A 3,404-nucleotide genomic window follows, 5' to 3' on the forward strand; every position below is an offset into this window, starting at 1 on the left:
GCTCGCACGCTCGGTATCAACGACGCCGCGCGCGCTGCCGCCGCGCGGCCCGTCAGGAGCAAGTGAGAACGATGGCCAACCGGCTGCAAGTGATCTATATCGAAGACGATGCGCTCGTTCGCCGGGCAAGCGTGCAGAGCCTTCAGCTGGCGGGGTTCGACGTCGCCGGCTTCGAGTCGGCCGAAGCGGCCGAGAAGGCGATCGTCGCGGATAACGCCGGCGCGATCGTCAGCGACATCCGGCTGCCCGGCGCGAGCGGGCTCGACGTGCTCGCGCAGTGCCGCGAGCGCGTGCCCGACGTGCCTGTGATCCTCGTCACGGGGCACGGCGACATCTCGATGGCCGTGCAGGCGATGCGCGACGGCGCGTACGACTTCATCGAGAAACCGTTCGCGGCCGAGCGCCTGATCGAGACGGTGCGCCGCGCGCTCGAGCGCCGCGAGCTCGTGCTCGAGAACCACGCGCTGCGGCGCGAGCTGGCCGGGCAGAACGTCGTCGCGCCGCGCATCATCGGCCGCAGTCCCGCGATCGAGCAGGTGCGCAAGCTGATCGCGAACGTCGCGCCGACCGATGCGTCGGTGCTGATCAACGGCGACACCGGCGCCGGCAAGGAGCTGATCGCGCGCAGCCTGCACGAGCTGTCGCCGCGCCGCGACAAGCCGTTCATCGCGGTGAATTGCGGCGCGCTGCCCGAGCCGATGTTCGAGTCGGAGATGTTCGGCTACGAGCCCGGCGCGTTCACCGGCGCCGCGAAGCGCCGCGTCGGCAAGCTCGAATATGCGTCCGGCGGCACGCTGTTCCTCGACGAAATCGAAAGCATGCCGCTCGCGCTGCAGGTGAAGCTGCTGCGCGTGCTGCAGGACGGCGTGCTGGAGCGGCTCGGCTCGAACCAGCCGATCCGCGTGAACTGCCGTGTCGTCGCGGCCGCGAAGGGCGACATGAGCGAGCTGGTCGCGGCCGGCACGTTCCGGCGCGACCTGCTGTACCGCCTCAACGTCGTGACGATCGCGCTGCCGCCGCTGGCCGAGCGCCGCGAGGACATCGTGCCGCTGTTCGAGCACTTCATGCTCGATGCGGCCGTGCGTTACGCGCGGCCCGCGCCGGTGCTGACCGACCGGCAGCGCGCGAGCCTGATGCAGCGCGACTGGCCCGGCAACGTGCGCGAGCTGCGCAATGCGGCCGACCGCTTCGTGCTCGGCGTGGCCGACATGCCGCAGGAGACGGGCGCGAGCGGCGACGACGCCGACAACGAGCAGACGCTGAAGGAGCGCATCGAGCAATTCGAGCGCGCGGTGATCGCCGAGGCGTTGAACCAGACGGGCGGCGCGGTCGCCGCGACGGCCGACCGGCTGCATGTCGGCAAGGCGACGCTGTACGAGAAGATGAAGCGCTACGGGCTGTCGGCGAAAGGCGAAACCGAGCGCTGAAAAGCAAACGGACCGCGGAACCGGGTTGCCCGGTCGTGCGGTCCGTCGTGCGGGGAAGGGCGCGATGCGCGGCCCTTCGAGCCGGATCGGGCGGCGCTCAGGCCGCGTTGTTGCCGAGTGCCTTCTTGAGCAGCGCGTCGAGTTCCGCGAACTGCGGTGCGCCGACGTAGCGCTTCAGGATCTTGCCGTCCTTGTCGACGACGAAGGTCGTCGGCGTGAGCTGCACGTTGCCGAACTGCTTCGCGACGCTGCCGTCGTCGAGCGCGACCTTGAACGGCAGCTGACGCGTCTGCGCGTAGTTCGCGACGTACATCGGCGGATCGTAGTTCATCGCGACCGCGACGAATTCCAGCCCCTGACCCTTGAAGCGATTATAGGTATCGACCATCTGCGGCATTTCCTGCATGCAGGTTGCGCAGCTCGTCGCCCAGAAGTTCACGAGATAGACCTTGCCTTTCAGGTCGCCTGCAGTCGAGACCTTCTGGCCCGACAGCAGCGTGAACGTGGCGTCCGGCACGCTGGACTTGCCGTTGAACGCGAAGAAGCCGGCAACGGCGATCGCCGCGACGACGACGGCGGCGACGATGTAGCGGACGGGGCCGGCGCTGCGGCGGGCGGGGGGCGTGGTGTTCATCTGGTGCTCTCGGAGTCGGTCGATGACGCGGGTCAATGCAAAGGACATCGAAATTCGGCGCTCATTTTAGCGCGAATGCGGCAAGCGTACCGACGGCGGCTGCGCATCCCGGAATTCAGGTTCGGCGGATAATGCCCGTTTTGCCCGCCCGTTCCACGCCATGCCGAAGGAAGTCACCGTTTCGTTGCGCCCCCTTTTTCGTCCGCTGCGACACTTCGCCGCGCTCGCGAGCGTGAGCGTCGCGCTGGCCGCGTGCTCGCCGTCGTACGACTGGCGCACGCTGCACAACGACGCCGGCTACACGATCGACCTGCCGGCGAAGCCGACCGTCGAGGAGCAGCCGGTGGCGATCGGCGGCGCGTCGATGCCGATGCGGATGCAGGCCGCGCACGTTGACGGCGCGGTGTTCGCGGTCGGCACGCTGACGCTGCCGGACGACCGCGACGACACGCGCCGCGCGGCGCTCGAGTTCCTGCGCGCCGGGCTGTCCCGCAACCTCGAAGGCGCGCCGCAGACGGCTGCGGTGCCCGTGCCGCTCGCGGCCGGCGGCGCGGTGAACGGGCTCGAGTTGCGCATCGCGGGCGCGGCCGCCGGCGGCGATCGCACGCACAAGACGATCGTCGCGCGGCTCGCCGCGCGCGGCCGGCACGCGTACCAGGCCGTCGTGATTGCCGACGGGCCGCTGACGCAGGAGCAGCTCGACCAGTTTTTCGGGTCGTTCAAACTCGACTGACGGCGGCTGGAGAGGGCGCTCAGACACTCTGTGACAACTGAAAGTTCGTTCGCAGCTTTCGACGCTAGTCGCCGGATTTTGCGGGGTTTTTTCGGCTATCCACAGCGCATGTGGATAACTTTGTTGAAAAGTTGCCCGGATTTCCCGCCAAGCCGCGCGGGACGGCCTTCCGGCCCGTTTGGTCGCGCGCTCGCATTTTGAGAAAAATCAATCAAAACAACGGGATACGGATTCCGTGCTGCAAAGGTGTCGCCGAGCGCTGATCCGGGGCCGGATTCGCGGAATTGTGCATAAGTCAAGTCTTGACAGCCGGATTTTGTCCTCCGGGGGCGTTCAGAGCGCCGTCAACGCGCGCCGGTAGCGGATCGCTTCGGCGATCTGCGCGGCCGTCGGCAGCGGGTCGCCGGCCAGGTCGGCGATCGTCCGCGCGACCTTCAGCACGCGGTAATACGCGCGCGCCGACCAGCCGAAGCGCTCGCCGGCTTCGCGCAGCAGCCGTTCGCCTTCGTCGGTCGGCCGGCACAGGTCGTCCGTCTCGCGGCCGCTCAGCATGTGATTCGTCTTGCCTTGCCGATCGAGTTGCAGCGCCCGTGCCTGCGCAACCCGCGCG

3 protein-coding genes and 1 pseudogene are annotated in these 3,404 nt (G+C 68.4%); 2 read left to right on the plus strand and 2 right to left on the minus strand.

Annotated features, from left to right (window positions below; all coding sequences use genetic code 11):
- Positions 1 to 71 precede the first annotated feature (71 nt).
- The gene (locus G3N99_RS37125; protein WP_174936206.1) at positions 72 to 1,427 is read left to right on the plus strand and encodes a sigma-54 dependent transcriptional regulator; all 1,356 of its coding nucleotides are present in this window, start codon (positions 72 to 74) and stop codon (positions 1,425 to 1,427) included.
- A 97-nt stretch (positions 1,428 to 1,524) separates the two neighbouring features.
- Here G3N99_RS37125 and G3N99_RS37130 read toward each other — a convergent pair whose 3' ends face one another.
- The gene (locus G3N99_RS37130) at positions 1,525 to 2,061 is read right to left on the minus strand and encodes a TlpA disulfide reductase family protein (RefSeq protein ID WP_206124848.1); all 537 of its coding nucleotides are present in this window, start codon (positions 2,059 to 2,061) and stop codon (positions 1,525 to 1,527) included.
- Positions 2,062 to 2,221: 160 nt separating this feature from the next.
- Here G3N99_RS37130 and G3N99_RS37135 point away from each other — a divergent pair, with 160 nt between their 5' ends.
- Positions 2,222 to 2,794, plus strand: a complete 573-nt coding sequence (locus tag G3N99_RS37135; RefSeq protein WP_174946599.1) for a hypothetical protein — start codon at positions 2,222 to 2,224, stop codon at positions 2,792 to 2,794.
- A 333-nt stretch (positions 2,795 to 3,127) separates the two neighbouring features.
- On the opposite strand, the pseudogene G3N99_RS37140 reads toward G3N99_RS37135, so the two are convergent.
- Positions 3,128 to 3,404: pseudogene (locus tag G3N99_RS37140) on the minus strand (ATP-binding protein); the annotation flags it as partial.

It is taken from the genome of Burkholderia sp. Ac-20392 (assembly GCF_017104585.1).
GTDB classification, from domain to species: domain Bacteria; phylum Pseudomonadota; class Gammaproteobacteria; order Burkholderiales; family Burkholderiaceae; genus Burkholderia; species Burkholderia lata.